This is a genomic window from Alloyangia mangrovi, from assembly GCF_002300555.2.
GTDB lineage: Bacteria > Pseudomonadota > Alphaproteobacteria > Rhodobacterales > Rhodobacteraceae > Salipiger > Salipiger mangrovi.
This window is the reverse complement of the sequence record NZ_NTHN02000012.1, coordinates 88,490-107,687: the sequence shown is the minus strand read 5'-3', so window position 1 is coordinate 107,687 and position 19,198 is coordinate 88,490. Positions and strand designations below refer to the sequence as shown.

The 19,198-nt window shown below is 67.5% G+C and carries 16 protein-coding genes and 1 pseudogene; 12 read left to right on the top strand and 5 right to left on the bottom strand.

Annotation, left to right across the window (positions count from 1 at the left end):
- Positions 1-278: 278 nt before the first annotated feature.
- The 5 genes from CLG85_RS09080 to CLG85_RS09060 all read right to left on the bottom strand — a co-directional run bounded on the left by CLG85_RS09080 (position 279) and on the right by CLG85_RS09060 (position 5,509).
- The gene (locus CLG85_RS09080) at positions 279-1,034 is read right to left on the bottom strand and encodes an ABC transporter ATP-binding protein (RefSeq protein WP_095884033.1); all 756 of its coding nucleotides are present in this window, start codon (positions 1,032-1,034) and stop codon (positions 279-281) included.
- A gap of 12 nt (positions 1,035-1,046) precedes the next feature.
- Positions 1,047-1,802 (bottom strand): ABC transporter ATP-binding protein, encoded by a 756-nt coding sequence (locus CLG85_RS09075; protein ID WP_260348743.1) that lies wholly within the window; start codon positions 1,800-1,802, stop codon positions 1,047-1,049.
- A gap of 10 nt (positions 1,803-1,812) precedes the next feature.
- Positions 1,813-3,021 (bottom strand): branched-chain amino acid ABC transporter permease, encoded by a 1,209-nt coding sequence (locus tag CLG85_RS09070; RefSeq protein ID WP_095884032.1) that lies wholly within the window; start codon positions 3,019-3,021, stop codon positions 1,813-1,815.
- Between the two features lie 4 nt (positions 3,022-3,025).
- Positions 3,026-4,057, bottom strand: coding sequence for a branched-chain amino acid ABC transporter permease (locus tag CLG85_RS09065; RefSeq protein ID WP_095884031.1), 1,032 nt, complete (start codon positions 4,055-4,057; stop codon positions 3,026-3,028).
- A 105-nt stretch (positions 4,058-4,162) separates the two neighbouring features.
- Positions 4,163-5,509, bottom strand: coding sequence for a substrate-binding protein (locus CLG85_RS09060; protein WP_095884030.1), 1,347 nt, complete (start codon positions 5,507-5,509; stop codon positions 4,163-4,165).
- 222 nt (positions 5,510-5,731) lie between these two features.
- Here CLG85_RS09060 and CLG85_RS09055 point away from each other — a divergent pair, with 222 nt between their 5' ends.
- The 12 genes and pseudogenes from CLG85_RS09055 (at position 5,732) to CLG85_RS09000 (ending at position 19,141) form a co-directional block, all read left to right on the top strand.
- Entirely contained in the window at positions 5,732-7,045 is a 1,314-nt protein-coding gene (locus CLG85_RS09055) for a helix-turn-helix domain-containing protein (protein ID WP_260348740.1), read from the top strand.
- 111 nt (positions 7,046-7,156) lie between these two features.
- Positions 7,157-7,552 carry a response regulator transcription factor gene (locus tag CLG85_RS09050; protein ID WP_224849203.1) on the top strand — a complete coding sequence of 132 codons (396 nt, stop codon included), beginning with the start codon at positions 7,157-7,159 and terminating at the stop codon, positions 7,550-7,552.
- Positions 7,549-7,836, top strand: a complete 288-nt coding sequence (locus CLG85_RS09045; RefSeq protein WP_095883767.1) for a hypothetical protein — start codon at positions 7,549-7,551, stop codon at positions 7,834-7,836. The genes CLG85_RS09050 and CLG85_RS09045 overlap by 4 nt, the downstream gene beginning before the upstream one ends.
- Positions 7,833-10,514: an ATP-binding protein gene (locus CLG85_RS09040; protein WP_095883766.1), complete on the top strand. Its 2,682-nt coding sequence runs from the start codon at positions 7,833-7,835 to the stop codon at positions 10,512-10,514. Before CLG85_RS09045 ends, CLG85_RS09040 begins: the two co-directional genes overlap by 4 nt.
- A 96-nt stretch (positions 10,515-10,610) precedes the next feature.
- Positions 10,611-11,444 (top strand): annotated as a pseudogene (locus CLG85_RS27375) (flagellar motor switch protein FliM); the annotation flags it as partial.
- 473 nt (positions 11,445-11,917) lie between these two features.
- Positions 11,918-13,864 carry a molybdopterin-dependent oxidoreductase gene (locus CLG85_RS09030; RefSeq protein WP_260348739.1) on the top strand — a complete coding sequence of 649 codons (1,947 nt, stop codon included), beginning with the start codon at positions 11,918-11,920 and terminating at the stop codon, positions 13,862-13,864.
- Positions 13,825-14,139 carry a molybdopterin dinucleotide binding domain-containing protein gene (locus CLG85_RS09025; RefSeq protein ID WP_260348738.1) on the top strand — a complete coding sequence of 105 codons (315 nt, stop codon included), beginning with the start codon at positions 13,825-13,827 and terminating at the stop codon, positions 14,137-14,139. The genes CLG85_RS09030 and CLG85_RS09025 overlap by 40 nt, the downstream gene beginning before the upstream one ends.
- Before the next feature lie 105 nt (positions 14,140-14,244).
- Positions 14,245-16,041, top strand: a complete 1,797-nt coding sequence (gene ggt / locus CLG85_RS09020) for a gamma-glutamyltransferase (protein ID WP_260348736.1) — start codon at positions 14,245-14,247, stop codon at positions 16,039-16,041.
- Positions 16,042-16,173: 132 nt separating this feature from the next.
- Entirely contained in the window at positions 16,174-16,524 is a 351-nt protein-coding gene (locus tag CLG85_RS09015; protein WP_095882248.1) for an ElaB/YgaM/YqjD family protein, read from the top strand.
- A 6-nt stretch (positions 16,525-16,530) separates the two neighbouring features.
- On the top strand, positions 16,531-16,848 hold the full coding sequence (locus CLG85_RS09010) for a hypothetical protein (protein ID WP_095882247.1): 318 nt from the start codon (positions 16,531-16,533) through the stop codon (positions 16,846-16,848).
- A 191-nt stretch (positions 16,849-17,039) separates the two neighbouring features.
- A complete protein-coding gene (locus CLG85_RS09005) occupies positions 17,040-17,690 on the top strand; it encodes a protein-L-isoaspartate O-methyltransferase family protein (protein ID WP_095882246.1) in 651 nt (216 codons plus the stop codon).
- 47 nt (positions 17,691-17,737) lie between these two features.
- Positions 17,738-19,141, top strand: coding sequence for a TolC family outer membrane protein (locus CLG85_RS09000; RefSeq protein WP_224849195.1), 1,404 nt, complete (start codon positions 17,738-17,740; stop codon positions 19,139-19,141).
- Positions 19,142-19,198: the final 57 nt, after the last annotated feature.

The following is a 19,198-nucleotide window of genomic DNA, read 5'->3' as shown; positions in this document are numbered from 1 at the left end:
TCGTAGCGCGCCACATCCACATGGGCCTTGGCCACGAAATCCTCGGACGGGGCGTGAAGGACGGTGTGCGTCATGGTGTCTCCTCCTGTGTTGGCGAGCAGGATGCGTCCTGGAGCGGCGAATGCAAGGGCGCATCGTGCGAAATCCGGTCACGGATGTGCGCTCGGCAGGCACAGACGGCCAGACGCGGGACCATGCGCGCGGGCGGTTCCCCAAAACCGGCCCGCGCGCCCCCCCGGCGGAAGTCCCAAGCCCGCCGGGGATTCGAAAAGGCGGTGTCAGATCGCGAGGTATTCGGCGCGCAGCTCCTCGTTCTGCAGCACCTCGGCGGCGGTGCCGTCGAAGACGATCGAGCCCGTGTCGAGGATGATCGCCCGGTCCGCCAGTTGCAGCGCACGCACGGCGTTCTGCTCGACGAGGATCGTTGTCATGCCCTGTTCCTTGATGTGGCGCAGGGTCTTCTCGATCTCATCGACGATCACCGGCGCCAGCCCTTCGTAGGGCTCGTCGAGCAGCAGAACCTTGATGTCACGCGCCAGCGCCCGGGCGATGGCCAGCATCTGCTGCTCGCCGCCCGAGAGGGTCACCCCCTCCTGCTTGCGGCGCTCGCCGAGGCGCGGAAAAAGCTCGTAGAGGCGCTCGAGCGACCAGCCGATGGGCGGGGCGATCTGCGCCAGCTGGAGGTTCTCCTCGACCGTCAGGCCCGGGATGATCCGCCGGTCCTCGGGCACGAGGCCAAGCCCCGCCGTCGCGGCCTCGTAGGAGCTCATCCTGTGCAGGGGCTTGTGATCGAGCCAGATCTCGCCGCGCTGGACCTGCGGCGAGTTGAGCCGGGCGATGGAGCGCAAGGTGGTGGTCTTGCCCGCGCCGTTGCGGCCGAGCAGGGCGACGATCTCGCCCTCGTGCACGTTGAAGTTGATGCCCTGCACGATGTAGCTCTCGCCGTAGTAGGAATGCATGTCCCACACCGACAGGAAGGCCGGGGCCGTTTCGGCCATGTTGGCGTTCTTGGAAAAATCCGGTCTGACGTTCATCTGGTTCTCTCCTTACGCCGCTTCGCCGAGGTAGGCTTCGCGCACCTTGGGGTGGCCCTTGATGTTCTCGGGGGAATCCTCGACCAGCGGTGTGCCCTGGGCGAGCACGGTGATCCGGTCGGCGAGGCTGAAGACCACGTGCATGTCGTGCTCGATGATCGCCATGGTGATGTCGCGCTTTTCCTTGATCTCCTTCAGCAGGTCGATCGTGTTGTTGGTGTCGGCGCGCGCCATGCCGGCAGTGGGCTCGTCGAGCAGCAAGAGGCGCGGCTCCTGCACCAGACACATGGCCATCTCGAGCCGCCGCTTGTCGCCGCGCGACATCGACGCCGAGTGCATGTTGCGCTTGTCGAGCATCTTCACGTCCTCGAGCATGGCCTCGGCGCGGCTGCGCAGCTCGGCCTCGCTCTCGACCGAGCGGAAGGCGTGCAGCCGGTAGGCCCCGTCGCGGCGGGCGAAGAGCGGGATCATCATGTTCTCCATCACAGTCAGATCACCGAAGATCTCGGGGGTCTGGAATACGCGACTGATTCCCATCTGGTTGATTTCGAATGGCTTTCTTCCAAGCACCGACTGCCCGTCGAACATCACCGAGCCGGTGTCCGGGATCAGCTTGCCGACAAGGCAGTTGAGCAGGGTGGACTTGCCCGCGCCGTTGGGGCCGATGATCGCGTGCACGGTGTTCTCCGTGACGCTCAGGTTGACCTCGGACAGCGCCTTGAGCCCGCCGAAGCGCTTGTTGACGTCTTTGACTTCAAGAATGCCCATCATCGCCTCCTTACTCTGCGGGTTCATGGCTGGCCTTGCTGGCCGCGCCGTTGTCTTCGGGCTTGTCGCGCCTCAGCGCCCTCGAGATGCGCTGGCCGCCTTCCACCAGCCCGCCGGGCAGGAAGATCACCACCAGCATGAACATCAGGCCCAGCGTCAGGTGCCAGCCCTTGCCGACAAAGGGGTGCAGGATGGCGATGACGAAATTCTCCAGCCCGTCGGGCAGGAAAGCGAACCAGCCGTGCAGCACGCTGTCGTTGATCTTCGAGAAGATGTTCTCGAAGTACTTGATGAAGCCCGCGCCCAGCACCGGACCGATCAGCGTGCCCGCGCCGCCGAGGATGGTCATCAGCACCACCTCGCCCGAGGCGGTCCACTGCATGCGCTCGGGTCCGGCGAGCGGGTCCATCGAGGCCATGAGACCGCCCGCAAGCCCCGCGTACATGCCCGAGATCACGAAGACCGCAAGCGTGTAGGGGCGGGCGTTGAGGCCGGTGTAGTAGAGCCGCTGCTGGTTCGACTTGATCGCCCGCAGCATCATGCCGAAGGGCGAGCGGAAGATGCGGACCGCCACGTAGAAGGCGAGGATCATGATCACCGCGCAGAGGTAGTAGCCGACCGAGAAGTTGAAGCTCCAGCCGGCGACGTCGACGGTGGTGAAGTGGCGCATCTCCAGCCCGAAGAGGTTGGTCACCGGGATCGAGCCGTCGGCGGTCGCGGAGCTGCCCAAGATGCGCGGATCGTCGAGGGTGATCTGCAGCCCGGTCTCGCCATTGGTGATCGGGGTGAGCACCGAGTAGGCGAGGTTGTAGCTCATCTGCGCGAAGGCCAGCGTCAAGATCGAGAAGTAGATGCCCGAGCGGCGCAGGCTGACGTAGCCGATGACCACGGCGAAGAGCCCCGCCACGACCATCGACAGCAGGATCGCCGGGATAACGTTCATGCTCAGCAGCTTGAACATCCACACCGCGGCGTAGGACCCCATCCCGAGGAAGGCGGCGTGCCCGAAGCTCAGGTAGCCGGTCAGGCCGAACAGCAGGTTGAAGCCGATGGCGAAGATGCCGAAGATCACGAAGCGCTGCATCAGGTCGGGGTAGCCCGCGTTGAACTGCGCCAGCGAGCTGCCGGTGGGGAAGGGGTTGAGGATGAACGGCGCGCAAAGCGCCAGGATGATCACGACCACGAAGACGGTGGTATCTTTCTTGCCAAGTCCGAACATGGTCTTAGTCCTCCATCACGCCCTTGCGGCCCATGAGGCCCCTCGGACGGGTCAGCAGAATGATGATGGCGACGAGGTAGATGATGATCTGGTCGATGCCGGGAAGGATCGACTTGATCTCGTTCATCGACGCAAAGCTCTCGAGCACACCCAGCACAAAGCCCGCCAGCACTGCGCCAGGCAGCGACCCCATGCCGCCGACGACCACCACCACGAAGCTCAGCACGAGGAAATCCATTCCCATGTGGTAGTTGGGCGAGTTGATCGGCGCGTACATCACCCCGGCAAGCCCCGCCACCGCGGCGGCAAGGCCGAACATGATGGTGAAGCGGCGGTCGATGTTGATGCCCAGAAGGCCCACGGTCTCGCGGTCGGCCATGCCGGCGCGCACCACCATGCCGAAGGTGGTGAACTGCAGGAAGGCGAAGACCCCGCCGATGATCAACGCGGCGAAGGCGAAATAGACGAGGCGCCAGTAGGGATAGATGATCACGTTGGGATCGAAGCCCAGCAGCACGCCGAAATCGAACGACCCGCGGAACACGTCGGGCGCGGGCGTCGGGATCGGGTTGGCGCCGTAGAAGTACTTGATGATTTCCTGCAGCACGATGGCAAGGCCGAAGGTCACGAGGATCTGGTCGGCGTGAGGGCGGCGGTAGAAATGCTTGATCAGCCCGCGCTCCATGATCACGCCGATGGCGATCATCACCGGGATCGAGAAGAGGATGGCAAGCGGCACCGCCCAGTCGATGATCGTGGCGCCCGCGGCCTCTCCGAACCAGTCGTTCACATAGGGTACGTCGACCTTCAGCGGGTTGCCGAGGAAGTCCTTGCGGCTCTCGTCGACGACCTGGTGCGACAGGGTCAGGATGCGGTTGAGGGTGACGGCGCAGAAGGCGCCGATCATGAACAGCGCGCCATGGGCGAAGTTGACCACCCCGAGCGTTCCGAAGATGAGGGTGAGCCCCAGCGCGATCAGCGCATAGGCCGAGCCCTTGTCGAGCCCGTTCAGGATTTGAAGAATGATTGCGTCCATGTCCCGGCCTTCAGGTCAAAGGAAGTGCGAACGTTCCCGGCACGGGGCCGGGAACGCGGGGATACGGCCAGGCAAACGCAACCTGGCCGGATTCCGGTGAAGGGCTCAGGCGCCCGGGTTGCAGGACCCGAGGTTGCCGCCCGCGAACATCGGGTGATCCGGGGCATATTCCACCTGCGCGCGCGGTGTGACCTCGACCACTTCGAGAAGGTCGAACTCGGACTCCGGGTTCTCCTTGCCGCGCACCACCAGCACGTCCTTGAAGCACTGGTGATCGTCGGCACGGTAAAGCGTCGGGCCATTGCCCAGCCCGTCGAACTCGAAGCCCTCGAGCGCGGCACCCACCTCGCAGGGGTTGAACGAACCGGCGCGCTGCACGGCGTCGGCATAGAGCAGGGTCTGCACGTAGCAGGTGTGCGCGGCCTGGCTCGGCGGGAAGCCGTACTTGGTGCCGAAGCTCTGCACGAAGGCCTTCGAGCCCTCGTCCTGCAGCGACCAGTGCCAGTTGGTCGAGCCGAAGATGCCCTTGACGTTCTCGCCGGCGCCGCGCGCCATCAGGCGCGAGTAGAGCGGCACGACGATCTCGAAATTCTTGCCGTTCACCTGCTTGTCGCGCAGGCCGAACTGCACGGCGTTGGTGAGCGAGTTCACCATGTTCCCGCCGTAGTGGTTGAGCACCAGCACGTCGGCGCCGGAATTCAGCACCGGCGCAATGTAGGACGAGAAATCGGTCTGGGCGAGCGGCGTCAGCACGTTGTTGACGGTCTCCCAGCCCATCGCCTCGGTGGCCGCCTGGATCGACTCCTGCTGGGTCCAGCCCCAGGTGTAGTCGGCGGTCAGGTGATAGGCCTTGCGGTCCTTGCCGTACATCTTCTCGAGCACCGGCGCGAGCGCCGCGGCGGACATGTAGGCGTTGAAGAAGTGGCGGAAGCCGTTCGCCTTCTTGTCCTTGCCTGTGGTGTCGTTGGAGTGGGTGAGCCCCGCCATGAAGATCACGCCGGCCTCCTGGCAGAGACCCTGCACGGCCACGGCAACGCCCGAGGACGAGCCGCCCGAGATCATCACCGCGCCGTCCTTCTCGATCATCGACTTGGCGCTGGCGCGGGCGGCGTCGGACTTGGTCTGGGTGTCGCCGGTCACATACTCGACCTTCTTGCCGAGGATGCCGGTGCCATCCAGCGTCTTCGAGCTGAAGGTGTTCATCATGCCGCCGTCGCCGCCACCGTTCAGGTGCTCGACCGCCAGCTCGAAGGCGCGCAGCTCGTCGGCGCCCTCATCGGCGTAGGGGCCGGTCTGCGGCACGTTGAAACCGAGGGTCACGCTGCCCCCGGTGGGTTCGTTGGTGAAGGCGGATGCGGACGAGCTGGTGAAGATCGTCGGCAGGGCAACTCCGGCTCCCGCGACGGCACCCGTTCTCAGCACGCCGCGGCGTGTCAGAGTCGATTTGGACATTGATTTCCTCCCGTTTCGAAATCTGCACCGCCGGGCTCCTCTTCCCGAGGGCGCAAAACACGTTTCCGTGCAAAATCAGTATCGGACCACGAAAGAAAATCACGCAACAACTGCTTTTAGGTTAACAATTTTTTTTGTCAACAAATGCACAAAGGAATAGGCTGGGGTGTAAATTAATTTATCTTGCGCCGCAGAAAGGCCTTGAAAGGGTTCGAAAACCGCATGCCCCGCGACACGCTCACAGGAAGCCGCATCCGCGAAAGACGCACGATTCTAGGCCTCAAGCAGGCCGATCTTGCACGGCAGGCGGGAATTTCCGCGTCTTACCTCAACCTAATTGAGCATAACCGCCGCAGAATCGGTGGCAAATTGCTGCTCGATCTGGCGGAAATCCTCAAGGTCGAACCGTCGATGCTGACCGAGGGCGCCGAGGCGGCGCTGATTGCATCGCTGCGCGAGGCGGCGAGCACGACCCGGGGCAGCACGGCGGAATTGGACCGTGTCGATGAATTCGCCGGGCGATTTCCCGGTTGGGCACGGCTCTTGTCCGAAGCCCGGGGCCGGATCGAGACACTCGAGCGCAGCGTCGAGACGCTGAGCGACCGGCTTGCGCACGATCCGCAGCTCGCCGAGGCGCTGCACGAGATGCTCTCGACCGTGACCGCGATCCGCTCGGCGGCCTCGATCCTCAACGAGCCCGAGGCAATCGACCCCGAATGGCAGCGCCGCTTCCACCGCAACATCCACGAGGACAGCGCCCGGCTCGCCGAGAGCAGCCGCAGCCTCGTCAGCTACCTCGAGGCCGAGGGCAAGGCGGCCAGCGAGAGCGGCACCCCGCAGGAAGAGGTGACGGCGCTCTTTGAGGCCGAGGGGTATCACTTCCCCGACCTCGAAGCCGGTCAGCTGCCCGAGGCGCTGGCGGCGGAGCTCGAAGAGGATCTGTCGGACAGCGCCCGTGTGCTGCTGCGCCGGGCGCTCTGCACCTATGCCGAGGACGCGGCCGCGCTGCCGCTGCCACAGGTGCTTGCCGCGGTTGGCGAGGACGGCGCCGACCCGCTGGCGCTGCTGCGCCGCTTCGGCTGCGATCCGGCCCGCGCCATGCGAAGGCTCGCCGCGCTGCCCGGCGATGCGCCCTGCGGGCCTGTCGGGCTTGCGATCTGCGACGCCTCGGGCGCGCTCACCTTCCGCAAGCCGCTGCCCGAGTTCCCGATCCCGCGCTTCGGCGCCGACTGCCCGCTCTGGCCGCTCTTTCCCGCGCTCAGCCGGCCAATGACGGTGCTCTCGCGCCGGGTGCAATTCGCCGGGCGGCAGGGTGGGGCGGTGCGCGCCTTTGCCGTGGCGCAGCCCGCCGGCATGCCGCAGGCCAACCGCGATCCGATCTTCGAGGCGCACATGATGTTCACCCCCGAAGGTCCGGCGCGCGGCGGCGAGGAGACCGAGCTTGTCGGCGTCACCTGCCGCATCTGCGCCCGCGCGGGCTGCCCGGCGCGGCGCGAGCCCTCGCTGCTGGGTGACGCAGCGGAGCGCGGCGCCTGAGGATGGTCTTATTTTGACAGGGTGGGAAACATTGGCGATAAAAGGAAATCACGGGGGAGTTAGCCTCGGTGCCGGCAAGGGGAGAGACCGGGGCCTTGGGGAAAGGGGTGCATGTCCAAACACGTGCTGCTGATCGAGGATGAGCCGAATATCATCGAGGCGATCAGCTTCATCCTGTCGCGCGACGGGCTGGCCGTGGAGACCCACTCCGACGGCACCACGGCCAACGAGAAGCTGCGCGGCGCGCGTCCCGACCTGCTGATCCTCGACGTCATGCTGCCCGGCAAGAGCGGCTACGACATCCTGCGCGAGCTGCGCGCCGATCCGGCCACCGCGGCGTTGCCGGTGCTCATGCTCACCGCCCGCGGCCAGACCCGCGACCGCGAGATGGCCGAGCGCGAGGGGGTCAGTGCCTTCATGTCGAAACCCTTTGCCAATTCCGAGATGCTCGACACCGTGCGGGCGCTGCTGAACGGCGTGCCGGAAGAGGCCCCCGGCAAGCCATGAGCGAGGGCTCGCCCCGCCGCGGCACGCCGCCTGTCTTCCTCGAACGGCAGTCCTACCGCCGCCGCCGGGTGATGGACGGAGCCCGGGTGCTGCCCTTTCTCGGGGCGCTGCTCTGGCTGGTGCCGCTGCTCTGGCAGGAAGACCCCGAGCAGGGCGTGCGCAGCTCAGCGGTGATTGTCTACCTCTTCGGGGTCTGGCTGCTGCTGGTGCTGCTGGCGGGCTTCGTCGCCTGGGCGCTGGGGCGCCCGGCGCCGGGCGACGGGCTGGGCAGCGGGGGCGAGTGAACATGCTCAATACGCTGGTCGCCGTCTGCATCGCCTACGCGCTCTTTCTCTTCGCCATCGCCTTCGCCGCCGAGCGCATCGCCGCCCACGGACAGGCGCGCTGGCTGCGCTCGCCGGTGGTCTATACCCTGTCGCTGTCGATCTACTGCACCGCCTGGACCTTCTACGGCGCGGTCGGCTCGGCGGTGCGCAGCGGCTTCGAGTACATGGCGATCTACCTCGGTCCCTCGCTGGTGCTGGTCGGCTGGTGGTGGATCCTGCGCAAGCTGGTGCGCATCGGCCGCTCGCAGCGCATCACCTCGGTCGCCGACCTCGTCTCATCGCGTTACGGCAAGTCCAACCTGCTGGCGGTCGGCGTGACCCTGCTCGCGGTGATCGGCACTACGCCCTATATCGCGCTGCAGTTGCAGTCGGTGACGCTGAGCTTCGAAGCGTTCTCGGCCGGCGAGGTGATCGTCGGCGAGGAAAAGGGCCATACCGCGCTCTGGGTCGCCGCCGGGCTGGCGCTCTTCACGGTGATCTTCGGCACCCGCAACCTCGATGCCAACGAGCGCCACAACGGCGTGGTCATGGCGATCGCGGTCGAGGCGGTGGTCAAGCTCTTCGCGCTGCTCGCCGTCGGGGTCTTCGTGGTCTGGGGGCTGGGCGGCGGGCTCACCGAGACGCTTGCGCGGATCGATGCCTCGGAGCTCGGCCACTGGCGCATCGACGGCGGCCGCTGGGCCGGGGTCATGCTGCTCTCGGCGGCCGCCTTCCTCTGCCTGCCGCGAATCTTCCAGGTGCTGGTCGTGGAAAACGACAACGAGACCCACCTGCGCACCGCGAGCTGGGCCTTCCCGCTCTATCTGGGCCTGATGAGCCTTTTTGTAGTGCCCATCGCGGTGATCGGCCTCGACCTGCTGCCCGAGGGCTCGAACCCCGATCTCTTTGTGCTGACCCTGCCGCTGTCGCAGGGGCAGGGCGGGCTGGCGGTGCTGTCCTTCCTCGGCGGCTTCAGCTCGGCGACCTCGATGGTCATCGTCGCCGCCATCGCGCTGTCGACCATGGTGTCGAACCACGTGGTCATGCCGCTCTGGCTGCGCTTTGCCGAGCCGGGCGCGACGGTCTCGGGCGACGTGCGCACCGTGGTTCTGCTGGCCCGCCGCCTGTCGATCATCGGCGTGGTGATGCTGGGCTATCTCTACTACCGCCTGTCGGGCGGCGGCGAGGCGCTGGCCACCATCGGCTTCGTCTCCTTCGCCGGGGTCGCGCAGGTGCTGCCGGCGATGCTCGGCGGCATCTTCTGGCGCGGCGCGTCCAAGGCCGGGGCGTTCACCGGGCTGATCCTCGGCTTCGTGGTGTGGAACTACACGCTCTTCCTGCCCTCCTTCGGGCCGGGGGTGCTGATGCCCGAGGCGTGGTTCGCCCATGGCCCCTTCGGCATCGGCTTCCTGCGCCCGCAGGCGATGTTCGGCCTGTCGGACATGGATCCGCTGCTGCACGCGTTCTTCTGGTCGATGAGTGTCAACACCGGCGGCTTCATCCTCGGCTCGCTGGTCAGCTTCCCGCAGCCGCTGGAGCGCTTGCAGGGGGCGCAATTCGTCAACGTCTTCGAGCATTCCACCAGCCCGCGCAGCTGGACCGGCAACGTCGCGCAATCCGAGGACCTGATGATCATGGCGCAGCGCATCCTTGGTGCGCGCGATGCGCAGGAGCTCTTCGAGCGCGAGGCCGAGAAACAGGGCGGGCGCGGCCCGCTGCCCGACGTGACGCCGCAGTTCCTCGAAACGCTCGAGCGCGAGCTGGCGGGCTCGGTCGGCGCCGCCACGGCGCATGCCATGGTCGGGCAGATCGTCGGCGGCATGTCGGTCTCGGTCGAGGACCTCATGGCCGTGGCCGACGAGACCGCGCAGATGATGGAGTATTCCGCCCGGCTCGAGGCGCAGTCGCAGGAGCTGGCGCGCACCGCCGCGCAGCTGCGCGAGGCCAATGCCAAGCTCACGCGCCTGTCGGTGCAGAAGGACGCCTTCCTCAGCCAGATCAGCCACGAGCTGCGCACGCCGATGACCTCGATCCGGGCCTTTTCCGAGATCCTGCGTGACACATCGGGTCTCGGCGACGCGGAAAAGACGAAATACGCCTCGATCATCCACGACGAGGCGATCCGCCTGACCCGGCTGCTCGACGACCTGCTCGACCTGTCGGTGTTGGAGAACGGGCAGGTGAACCTGAACCTGCGCGAGGGGTTGCTGTCAGACGTGCTTGACCGTGCCGTGGCGGCGGCGGCGGCGGACGAGGCCGGGCGGCGGCTCGAGATCCGCCGCGACCGCGGTGCCGAGCAGATCGTGCTGCACACCGATCTCGACCGGCTCAGCCAAGTGTTCATCAACCTCATCGCCAATGCCCGCAAGTATTGCGACGCGCCGCGCCCGCGGCTCGAGATCTCGGTGCGGGCGGGGGCGCGGCTGGCCATCGACTTCACCGACAACGGCTCGGGCGTTGCTGCCGAGGCGCAGGACGTGATCTTCGAGAAGTTCAGCCGCGTGAGCGACCAGAAGGCCGGGGGCGCGGGACTCGGTCTCGCGATCTGCCGGCAGATCGTCACCCGGCTCGGCGGCGACATCACCTATGTGCCGGGGCGGGGCGGCGCCTCCTTCCGTGTGAGCCTGCCCGCCGATCTGGCCATCGCCGCGCAGTGACCGGGGCCTTTCCCGCCGCGGGATAAAGCCGATGGTAACCAAATCCCGTCATAGATCGGGGCCGGGGTATCTCGACAGATTGGGCCGACAGGGACGATGCCAGACGCCGCCGGACAGGCTTCAAGACAGGACTCCGCACAGGGCAGGGGTGGCGGCACCGGCAGCAAGAACGTGCTGAGCCGCAAGGCAGAGGCTGCGCGCCGCGCCTTCGAGGCGCGCGCCATGTCCCCGGCCAAGGCACTGCGCCGGGCCCTCTCGCGCAGTGCCGACGTGCTGTGGGATCTGGCGCTCGTTGCCCATGCGGTCGATCAGGAACATCTCGATCAGGACGGCGTCGTCGCGCAACTCCCGCCAGAGGCGCTGCTCGTGCTGCTCGACGGGCCGGACGGGGTGGTGGGGTTCGTCACGGTCGACCGTGACCTCGTCACTGGACTGACCGAGGTGCAGACCATGCTGCAGGTCACACAGATGCCCGCCGAGCCGCGCCCGTTCACCGCCACCGACGCGGCGATGACCGCGCCGCTTCTCGACGGCACACTCGAGCGCTTCGCCCGCTTTCTCGAGGATCATCCCCTGCGCCCGCAGATCGAGGGGTTCCGTTTCGGCGCCATGCTCGAGGACGCGCGTGCTGCCGGGTTGCTGCTCGACGCGCCGGGCTACATGGTGTTCCGCGCCACGCTCGATCTCGCGCTGGGGCGGCGGCGGGGCGAGCTGCGGCTGTTCCTGCCCGAACGCCCCGGCGCGCGGCGGGCGGTACCGCCAGGCCAGCCTGGCACGCATGAGCAGAAGATGGCGCTCCTGCCGGCGCAGATGCGGGCGGTGCTGGGCGCATTGCGCCTGCCGCTGAACAAGGCGCAGGCGCTGCGGCCGGGGGATCTGCTGCCGCTCAGCCCCGAGATGCTCGACGCGGTGACCCTGCACGCGGGCCCCGGCGCGCCGGTGGCGGGCGGCCGGCTCGGGCAAATCAACGGCATGCGTGCGGTGCGCCTCTCCTGGCCGCGCGTCGCGCCGCAGGCGGAAGCGTCGGACACGCCCGCCATGGCGGGGCTGCCCGAGATGGCGCCGCCCACGCCCGCCGCCGCGACCGAGGAGTTCGGCCTCGACGAGATGGCATCGGGCCTGCCCGACTTGCCCGATCTGCCCGAGCCGTCCGGGGGGGGATTTCGATTTTGCCTCGGCCTTCGGCGAAGACGCGCCTGCCGAGGAGGAGGGCGCGGCCATGGACTTCGATTTCGACTTCTCCACCGCGCCGCTCGACGAGGATGGCTGAGGCCGCCCGCCTGTTTCCGCCGGGCGCTCTCTTGCCATTTCCCCCGCGATGCCGTGATACACTGCGGCAAAGTCACGCTGCCAGATCAGCTGCCGGAGTCGCCCCATGTCCCCCCTGTCCGACCGCAAGACCCGTGTCACCACCAGCCACTGGGGGGGCCTTCAAGGTCACCACCGAGGGCGGGCGGATCATCGGCACCGAGCCCTTTGCCGACGATCCCGATCCCTCGGCCATTCCCGATATCCTGCCGCAGGCGGTTCACCACCGCAGCCGCGTCGCCCGACCTTCCATCCGCCGCGGCTGGCTCGAGCGCCGCGACCGCGCCGGCCGCGGCAGCGACGAGTTCGTCGAGCTGCCCTGGGACGAGGCGCTGGACATCGCCGCCGCCGAGATCGACCGCATCCGCAAGGAGCATGGCAACAAGGCAATCTTCGGTGGCTCCTACGGCTGGTCCTCGGCCGGGCGCTTCCACCATGCGCAGAGCCAGGTGCACCGCTTCCTCAACAGCATCGGCGGCTATGTCGCCTCCTTCGGCAGCTATTCCACCGGCTGCGCGCAGGCGATCATGCCGCATGTCTTCGGCGTGTCCTTCCTGCGCTATCTCTACAACGAGCAGGACAGCTGGCAGACCATCGCCGAGAACACCGAGACGCTGGTGATGTTCGGCGGCATCAACAAGAAGAACGCGCAGGTCAGCATGGGCGGCATCACCCGCCACGACACGGCAAGCTGGTTCGACCGCTTCCACGCCAAGGGCATGCGCTGCCTCAACATCGGCCCGCAGCGCCGCGACGCGCCCGAGGGCTGCGAGTGGCTGCCCGTCCGCCCCGGCTCTGACACCGCGCTGATGCTGGCGCTGGCCTTCGTGCTCGAGCAGGAGGGGCTGACGGACCATGACTTCCTCGCCCGCTACACCGTCGGTTTCGAGCTCTTCCGCCCCTACCTCATGGGATCAAGCGACGGGATGCCCAAGACGCCGGAATGGGCGAGCCCGATCTGCGGCACCGATCCCGATACCATCCGCGCGCTGGCGCGGCGCATGGCCAGCACCCGCACGCTGATCACCGTCGCCTGGTCGCTGCAGCGCGCCGAACACGGCGAGCAGCCCTACTGGATGTCGGCGGTGCTGGCGGCGATGCTGGGGCAGATCGGCCTTCCGGGCGGCGGCGTCGGCTACGGCTACGGTGCCATCGGCGGCATCGGCAAGTCGATGAAATCGCTCCGCGGCGTGACTCTCGACCAACTGCAGAACCCGGTCGGCACCTTCATTCCCGTGGCGCGCATCGCCGACATGCTGGCCAATCCCGGCGTACCCTACGATTTCAATGGCCGGCGCGAGCCCTATCCCGACATCCGCCTTGTCTACTGGGCGGGGGGCAACCCGTTCCACCATCACCAGGATCTCAACCGTCTGTCCGAGGCGTGGAAATGCCCCGAGACGGTGATCGTCAACGAGCCGTGGTGGACCGCCACCGCCAAGCGCGCCGACATCGTCTTCCCGGCGACCACCAGCTACGAGCGCGAGGACATCGGCCGCACCGATCTTGACGAGTATCTCTTCAACATGCCCGCGCTGATCGAGCCAGTGGGCGAGGCGCGCGACGACTACGACATCTTCTCCGGGCTCGCCGAGCGCCTGGGCGAGGGCGCGCGCTTCACCGAAGGGCGCAGCAGCGAAGACTGGCTGCGGCAGCTCTACGACGGCTATCGCGAGAGCGGCGCCGCGGCGGGCGTCGAGGTGCCGGGGTTCGACGATCTGCGCGCGCAGAACTGGGTCAAGCTGCCCATCGTGCAGGAGCCGCCGCTGCCCTCCTTCCTTGCCCGCTTCCGCGCCGATCCCGAGGGCAACGCGCTGAACACCCCCTCGGGGCGGATCGAGATCTTCTCGGAAACCGTCGACGGCTTCGGCTATGCCGATTGCCCCGGCCATCCGGCCTGGCTCGAGCGACCGAATGGCTGGGTAAGGCCACGGCGCAGACCCCGCTGCACCTTGTCTCGCCGCAGCCCGGCGACAAGCTGCACAGCCAGCTCGAGAGCGCCTTGGCTGATCAGCCGGATGCCCGCCCCGAGCGGCTGCTGATCCACCCCGAGGATGCCCGCCCGCGCGGCATCGCTTCGGGCGACCTGGTGCTGGTGCGCAACGCCCGCGGCGCGGCCCGGGCACGGGCCGTGGTGACCGAGGATATCCGGCTTGGCGTCGTCGCCCTGCCGACCGGCGCGTGGTACGGCGATGCTTCCGAGAACATCGACCCGCATGGCAACCCCAACGTGCTGACCCGCGACAAGGGCACCTCGTCGCTGGGGCAGGGGTGCTCGGCCCATACCACGCTGGTCGAGGTCGGCCCGCTGAGCTGAGCGGCCGGTCCGGCCGACCCATTTCGGCGATTTGAGAAACCGGCGCTTCGGGTTACCTTCCTGTCCAGCGTCCCCCGCGCGGGGAACGCAGACAGGGAGGACCCCATGCGCGCCATCATCCTGAGCAACCTTCTGGCCCTTGCCCTTGCCGCGCCTCTCGCGGCGCAGCAGGCCGCCGACGCTGTGGCGCCCGAGGCCGCGACCGGGCCGGCGACCGCCGAGATCGCCGGTCTCTCCGCCGCGGCGCGGGCCGCGACCGAGACCAAGGCGCAGGGAAAGCCGACCGAGGCGCAGGACTGGATGATTGCCGCCGCCAACCCGCTGGCAGTTGATGCAGGGGCGCGGGTGTTGCGCGAGGGCGGCAGCGCCGCCGACGCAATGGTTGCCGTGCAGGCGGTGCTCGGGCTGGTCGAGCCGCAGAGTTCGGGGCTCGGCGGTGGCGCCTTCCTTGTCTGGTATGATGCCGGGACGAAGTCCCTGACCACGCTCGACGCGCGCGAGACCGCGCCGCTCGAAGCGAAACCCACCTATTTCCTAGACGCGGACGGCGCGCCGCTCGGGTTCTTCGACGCAGTGGTCGGCGGGCTCTCGGTCGGCACGCCCGGCACGCCGCGCCTGCTGGAAGAGGCGCACCGGCGCTGGGGCAGGTCCAGTTGGTCGGGGCTCTTCGACGAGGCCATCAGCCTTGCCGAAAAGGGCTTTGCCGTCTCGCCGCGCCTTGCCGCGCTCGTCGCCGAAGAGGGGGATGCCCTGCGCCGCTTCCCCGAGACCGACGCCTATTTCTTCCCGGGTGGCACGGCGCTTCAATCCGGGGAAGTGGTGCTGAACCAGCCCTATGCCGACACGCTGCGGGCCATCGCCGCCGAGGGCAGCGCCGCCTTCTATGGCGGCGAGATCGCCGCCGATATCGTCCGGACCGTCCGCGGCGCCGAGGGCAATCCGGGCCTGCTGAGCAGCGCCGATCTCGCCCTCTATGACGTTATCGAACGGGCGCCGGTCTGTGTCGAATACCGCGCCCATGATGTCTGCGGCATGGGGCCGCCCTCGTCGGGGGCGCTGACCGTCGGGCAAATCCTCGGCGCGCTCGAGCCCTACGACCTTGCCGCACTCGGCCCGGACAGCCCCGAGGCCTGGCGGCTGATCGGCGACGCCTCGCGGCTCGCCTTTGCCGACCGTGGTCGCTACATGGCCGACAGCGATTTCGTGCCCATGCCGACCGAGGGGCTGGTCGATCCCGCCTACCTCAAGGGCCGCGCCGAGCTTCTGGATGGCGCCACCGCGCTGCCCGAGGTTGCGCCGGGTGATCCCGAATGGGACCACGCGCAGCTCTGGGCCGATGACCGCTCCATCGAGTTCCCCTCGACCTCGCATATCTCGATCGTGGATGCCGCGGGCAACGCCCTGTCGATGACCACCACCATCGAGAACGGTTTTGGCTCCCGGCTTTTCGTGCGGGGCTTCCTGCTCAACAACGAGCTCACCGACTTCAGCTTCGAGACCCATGAGAACGGGCTGCCCATCGCCAACCGGCTCGAGCCGGGAAAGCGGCCACGGTCCTCGATGGCGCCAACCATCGTGATGAAGGACGGCGCGCCGGTCATGGTCGTCGGCTCGCCGGGGGGCAGCCGGATCATCGGCTACGTGGCGCAGGCGGTGATCGCCCATCTCGACTGGGGCATGGACGCGCAGCAGGCCGTTTCGGCGCCGCATGTCCTCAACCGCTTCGGCACCATGGACATCGAGGAGGGCACCGGCGCCGAGGCGCTGGCCGGCCCGCTCGGCGAAATGGGCTTCGAGACCAGCGTCCGCGAGTTGAACTCGGGGCTGCACGCAATCGCGGTGGGTGAGGCCCTCACCGGCGGTGCCGACCCGCGTCGCGAGGGGATCGCTCTTGGCGAGTAGCGCCGCGGCGAGCTTGATCCCGCGCAAGAAAGCGCGGCGTGCCTTATGGTAATGAAACTTGCGTGACCCTGGGAACTTCGCGCACACTTGCCGGGTTGTTCGGCAAAGGACACGCAGACGGAGGACGTCATCATGGCCCAGACTGCAACCAAATCGAACGATACCCCCAAGGTCGCCGAGCCGCTGCCCGGCGACGGGCAAGCGCTGAGCGATCAGATCAAGACCCTGCGTGCCGACGTAGCCTCGCTGGCCGAGTTGGTCGGGGACATCGGCAAGCGCCGCGGCGCGGAATACAAGGCTGCCGGCGAAGCCAAGGCGCAGGAAGTGCGCGACCGCGGCGAGGAAGCTCTGCGCGACGCAGGCAAGCGCGTCGCCGAGCTGGAAAACAATGCGCGCGGCCAGATCCAGGCCAACCCGTTCCAGGCCATCGGCCTCGCAGCGGCGGTCGGCTTCCTGATCGGTTATGTCGGCAGCCGGAGGTAAGATCGTTTGTTCGCCCTGTTTGAGGCAAGACTGAGAGCCGGCCTGACGAGGGTCGGCCGCACCATCGCCGGGGCGGTCTGCATGGCCGTCGCGGCGATTTTCTTTACCATCGCCGGTTGGATCGCGCTGGCCGAAGCGCAGGGCGAACTGGTTGCCGCGCTGGTGGTTGGCAGCGTCTACCTCGTACTGGCGATGCTGCTCTTCTTCCTTCCGGTCCGCCCGCGGGTGCGCGTCACCGCGGCCACCACCGCCGCGCCGGTGACCTCGCTGGTCGAAGCGTTCCTTGCGGGCCGCGCGGCAGGGCAGGCGATGCGCAAGGACTGATCCGCCGCAGCGCGGATCTCCTTGCTGCCGCCTATTTTTTTCACCGAATGTGTCAAAAATTTATTGATTTCGAAGCGCGCGCGCCACAGTCTGGTGCGCGATTGTTCTTTTGTAGGCGGCCGGACATTGCCCCGGGATGGCAAGTGTGGCAGAAGTTTTTGTAAGGATATCTGAACGGAAGAGTTTAGCGGATGACCGATTTCGTCACCCTCCGCCGTATGATGGTTGATACACAGGTTCGTCCCTCGGACGTCACCAAGTTCCCTATCATCGACGCCATGCTCCGTGTCCCGCGCGAAGCTTTCGTGCCCGACGAGGCCGTCGACGCGGCCTATGCCGGGCGCAACATCGAGCTCGGTGACGGGCGCGTTGTGCTGGACCCGCGGACCTTTGCCAAGATGCTCGACGCGCTGAACGTGGACGGCGACGACCTCGTGCTCGATATCGGCTCGGGGCTCGGCTACAGCGCCGCGGTCATCGCCCGCATCGCCGAGGCCGTGGTCGCGGTCGAGGACGATGCGGAGCGTGCCGACGAGGCGCAGCCACTGCTGATGGACCATGCGGACAACGTGATCCAGCATGTCGGCCCGCTCGCCGAGGGCGCGCCGCAACACGGGCCTTACGACGCCATCGTGATCGAGGGCGGAATTGAACAGCTTCCCGAAACCATTGCCGGGCAGCTCAAGGACGGCGGGCGGATCGCCTGCATTTTCATGGACGGGGCGCTGGGAACGGTGAAGGTCGGCTGGAAGATCGACGGCACCATCACCTGGCGATTTTCTTTCAACGCCACAGCGCCCGTGCTTGCCGGGTTCAGCAAAGAGGTGGCCTTTGCGCTCTGACCCGAAACGGGCAGGCGGATAGATAACGGGATCGAGAGGGCAGGAAGATGGCGCGTAAATCGCTGACTAGATGGATGACGGGTGTGTGCCTTGCGGCCGGGCTCGCGATGCCCGCCGCGGCAGAGACGCTGGCGGATGCTTTGGCCGGGGCCTACAACACCAGCGGGCTGCTCGAGCAGAACCGCGCGGTGCTGCGTGCCGCAGACGAAGACGTGGCCCAGGCGGTCGGCGCGCTTCGGCCCGTGGTCTCCTGGACGGGTGACGTGACCCGCAACTACGGCGAGACCCGCAGCGCGGTGACCGGCAACTACACCGGCGCGGCCACCGACACCACGTCGATCGGGCTCATCGCCTCGCTGGTGCTCTACGATGGCGGCAGCAACCGGCTCTCGGTGGATGCGGCCAAGGAAGCCGTTCTGGCAACGCGCTCCGGCCTCGTCTCGGTCGAGCAAGACGTGCTGCTGCGCGGCGTCAACGCCTTCATGGAAGTCCGCCGTGCCATCGAAACGCTGACTCTGCGCCAGAACAACGTGCGCGTGATCGGCGAGGAACTCCGCGCCGCGGACGACCGCTTCGAGGTCGGCGAAGTCACTCGTACCGACGTCGCCTCCGCCGAGGCACGGCTCGCCGCGGCCCGGTCGCTGCTTGCCGCGGCCGAAGGCGCGCTGGCCCAGGCCCGCGAGGAATACCGCGCGTCGGTGGGTCACCTGCCGGGCAACCTCGTCTCGCCGGGCAGCCTGCCGCGCATTCCGGCCACCGCCGACCAGGCCCGGGCCATCGCGCTGCGCGATCATCCCGACATCATCCAGGTGCAGCACCAGGTGGCCGCAGCCGAAGTCGGCGTCGCCATCGCGCAGTCCAACATGAGCCCGACCGTATCGCTGCAAGGCACCTACGGCTATGACGAGAGCTTCGACAGCGAGGCAGGCTCGCGCGGCGGCACCGTCGGTCTGAACGTCTCGGGCCCGATCTACCAGGGCGGCCAGCTCAGCTCGATCAAACGCCAAGCCTATGCCAGCCGTGACCAGCGCCGTGCCGCGCTGCTGCAGCTCACCAAGTCGATCCCGCAGTCGGTGACCAACGCCTACGCCAACCTGCGCGTGGCTCAGGCGGCCCGCGCTGCCTCGGACGAGCAGGTCCGCGCGGCAACCGTCGCATTCCGCGGCACCCGCGAGGAAGCGACGCTCGGCGCCCGCACCACGCTCGACGTGCTCGACGCCGAACAGGAACTGCTCGACGCGCGCAACACGCAGATCTCCGCCGTGGTCGACGAGACCATCGCGGCCTACACGGTGCTCTACACCATGGGTCAGCTGACCGCTGAAGACCTGGCGCTGAACGTCCCGCGTTACGACCCGGCCGAGTATTACAACCTGGTCAAGTCCGCTCCGGTCCAGTCGCGCCAGGGCGCGGACCTGAACCGCATCCTGAAGGCGATGGGGAAGCAGTAAGCTTCTCCTCGTCCTTGTTGTCTGGCGCCCCCCAAGCCGCTACACTTGGGGGGACAG